The following is a 3,150-nucleotide window of genomic DNA, read 5'->3' as shown; positions in this document are numbered from 1 at the left end:
GTAAGCGTCAGCGGATCACCGCGTTTTTGCCTTTTTCGGCGCTGACCGGCGGGCGGCGATGCGGGCGAGCCTTTGCCTGACCGATTGCTCATGGAAGACGCTGGGATCGTAGTCACCGAGCCACTCCTTGATCTCGTCATGATCGGGATGGTTCGGGTCAGCGAGGATGTCGAGCTGGGCGTAGAAGCCGGGAATGCCGCCGCAATCCTCGGGCGGCGCGGCACCTTCCCCAGCGACGTAGCGGGGATAGGCGACACCCATTTCGGGCGGACGGGGCCGGGTCACGGTCAGTTGATGTTCCCAGCAGTCACCGAAGTCGTAGTTGTAGAGGAGCTTGGTCTTGCGAGGCCGCAGCAGGTCTTGAAGCGGCAGCTTGGCAGCCCGGCTTTGGGATATCTCCTCGCTGTCGCTGGCGAATGACCAGAGATGGGCATCCTGCCATTCCATGGCGGCCTGGATGACGCCATGCAATTGCTTCAGCGTCATCGTGACCGGCACCTCGACCTCGCGCCAGATCAGCGGGTCAGTGTCGAGCAGGTCGATGCGGACTGTCGCGATGAGCTCTGGCGGGAGGGGGGCATCGGCGGTCATGCCGCGAGTTTGTCAGCCCGGCGTGTCCAGTTCCAGGGTAGAAGTTCGGCCAGCCGGTTGATCGGATGGCCCTTGGCCATGCGGTCCAGGACATGCGCCAGATAGGCCTCGGGATTGAGCCCGTTCAGCTTCGCCGTCTCCAGGACGGAGTAGAGCAGTGCCGCCCGGTCGCCACCCGCCTCGGAACCCAGGAACAGGAAGTTCTTCCTGGTGATCGCGATGCCACGCAGGGAGCGTTCGGCGGGGTTGTTGTCGATGGCGATGCGGCCGTCGGCGACATAGAGGGTGAGCGCGTCCCAGCGGTTCAGCGCATATCCGATCGCCTTGCCCAGCGTGTTCTTGGCCGACAGGCGCCGCTGCTGCGCCTCCAGCCATGGCTTGAGGTCGTCGAGGATGGGAACGGCGAGCTGCTGTCGCGCGTCCCGGCGCTGTTCGGCCGACAGGCCGGTGATCGCGGCCTCGACCTCGTAGAGCCGCCCGATCCGGCGCAAGGCCTCTTCAGCGATCGGCGACTTGGTCTTCTCGTACTGGTCGTAGAGATGCCGCCGCGCATGGGCCCAACAGGCCGCATGGATGATACCTGGTGGAACGATACCTGGTGGAACGATACCGGGCGGGGCCAGGCCCGATGGCCGGGTCAGGGCCTCATAGCCCGTGTAGGCGTCGGCCTGGATCACGCCGCTGAATCCGGAGAGATGCTCACGCGGGCGCTCACCCTTGCGGTCCGGGCTGAAGCGATAGAACGCCGCCGGCGCATGATCGCCACACCAGGGCCGCTCATCGACCAGGTAGGTCCAGAGCCGACCGAGCCTGGTCTGGCCGTTGCCCGGCGCCAGCACCTTGATCGGCGTGTCGTCGGTGTGGATGACCGGCGCCGCCATCACATGGGCGCCAATCAGACCGGCCAGGGGGGCCACCCACCAGGCGGCATGGCCGACCCAATCGGCCAAGGTCGCGCGCTCGATCGCGATGCCCTCGCGTGCCAGGATCGCCGATTGCCGGTAGAGCGGCAGCCCGTCCAGGTACTTCGACACCACGACATTGGCCAGCAGGCCGGGCCCGGGGCGGCCCTTCTCCACCGGCAGGTCCGGGGCCGGCGCCTGGAGGATGGCCTCGCATGCCCGGCAGGAGAGCTTCGGCCGGATGTGGCGGATCACCTTGAGCCGGGCCGGGATCTTCTCCAGCACCTCGGTCACGTCCTCGCCCAGCCGGGAGAAATGCGTGCCGCCGCAGCCGGGGCAGACGTCACCGGGGGAATGGACGATCTCCTCGCGTGGCAGGTGCTCCGGTAGGGGACGGCGCACCGGATGGTGCTGATCCCGCTGGCGTCGTTCCGGGGCCGCGTTCCCGGCATCCAGCGACGGCGCTGTCCGGGTGGCCTCGCCTTCCTCCAGGTCTTCCAGCATCAGTTCCAGTTGGGCGATCTGCCGGTCGAGCTTCTCCGACGAGCGGCCGAACTGCATCCGGCGCAGCTTGGCCAGTTGGGCCTTGTACTGCTCGATCAGGAGGCGCGCGCCGGTCAACTCCGCCCGCGCCGCGGCCAGTTCGGCCTCGCGTTCGGCGAGCCTGGCACGGAGCTCGGCGATCTCTGCGGCGGCGTCGGTCATGGAACGGATTCTACCCGAAAACGCCGCCGTCGGCAGGGTGGTGGACAGCACCCGAGTCACTATGACGCGCCGGGGGCCACATGGGACCGAGCGCGCTCAGCAGGCCGCGTCCGGTTGCCAGGTGCGCACCGGCGTCCGCCAATCGATCCCTTCCAGCAGCATGGAAACCTGGGCGGCGGTGAGCGCGACCGAACCCTCCCTGGCCTGCGGCCAGACGAACCGGCCGCGCTCCAGCCGCTTGGAGAACAGGCAAAGGCCCTGGCCGTCCCACCATAGAATCTTGATCAGGTCGCCACGCCGCCCCCGGAAGGCGTAAAGCGCGCCGTCATGGGGATCGAGCCTCAGCATCGTCTGCACCTGGGCGGCTAGGCTGTCGAACCCGCGGCGCATGTCGGTCGCGCCGCACGCCAGGTAGATGCGCACATTGCCCGGAATACCGATCACGAAAATGCCGCCAAAACCCGTCGCAAGGCCGCCTCGCCGACATCACCGGTGATCCGCAGCCTCACGCCGGTCGGCAGCTCGACCTCGATCATGCCGATGGAAATGGGGGCCTGCTCCGCCGCTTCAGGAACGACCGCCGGTTCGGGCAACGCCGCATCGGCAACGACCGAAACCGGAACGAACCCCGTCAACTCACCCGACCGGAACTGCTTGCGCCACGTCGACAGCTGACCGGTGCTGATACCGTGCATGCGGCACGTCAGGCTCGGCGACGACCCCGGCGCCACACTCTGCGCCAGAACCCGCAGCTTCTCCTCGGTACTCCAGCGCCGCCGACGCTCCGGGCCGCCCAAAACCTCGCCGTGCAGCTCAGGAGCGCTCGTATGAGCACTTCGAAGCGCCTCCTTGCCGATCACCGTCACGTCGTCCATGCGTCCACCACTCAAGCCGAGCGGCAAGCATGCCCATCAATAACGCCCTGGGAAGGCGTGGCTGCGCTGACGCTTAC

At 67.4% G+C, this 3,150-nt stretch carries 4 protein-coding genes; all 4 read right to left on the bottom strand.

All coding sequences use genetic code 11. The annotated features are described in order from the left end of the window. Positions 1-15: 15 nt before the first annotated feature. The gene (locus tag FBZ87_RS28950; protein ID WP_145614028.1) at positions 16-591 is read right to left on the bottom strand and encodes a plasmid pRiA4b ORF-3 family protein; all 576 of its coding nucleotides are present in this window, start codon (positions 589-591) and stop codon (positions 16-18) included. Next, on the bottom strand, positions 588-2,198 hold the full coding sequence (tnpC, locus tag FBZ87_RS28945) for an IS66 family transposase (protein WP_145614027.1): 1,611 nt from the start codon (positions 2,196-2,198) through the stop codon (positions 588-590). The genes FBZ87_RS28950 and tnpC overlap by 4 nt, the downstream gene beginning before the upstream one ends. Positions 2,199-2,294: 96 nt before the next feature. Further along, the gene (tnpB, locus tag FBZ87_RS28940) at positions 2,295-2,642 is read right to left on the bottom strand and encodes an IS66 family insertion sequence element accessory protein TnpB (protein ID WP_088874767.1); all 348 of its coding nucleotides are present in this window, start codon (positions 2,640-2,642) and stop codon (positions 2,295-2,297) included. Then, a complete protein-coding gene (tnpA, locus tag FBZ87_RS28935; RefSeq protein WP_088874766.1) occupies positions 2,639-3,073 on the bottom strand; it encodes an IS66-like element accessory protein TnpA in 435 nt (144 codons plus the stop codon). Before tnpA ends, tnpB begins: the two co-directional genes overlap by 4 nt. Positions 3,074-3,150: the final 77 nt, after the last annotated feature.

This window comes from Nitrospirillum amazonense (assembly GCF_007828035.1).
In the GTDB taxonomy this organism is placed as follows: domain Bacteria; phylum Pseudomonadota; class Alphaproteobacteria; order Azospirillales; family Azospirillaceae; genus Nitrospirillum; species Nitrospirillum amazonense.
This window is presented reverse-complemented; position numbering and strand designations above follow the sequence as displayed.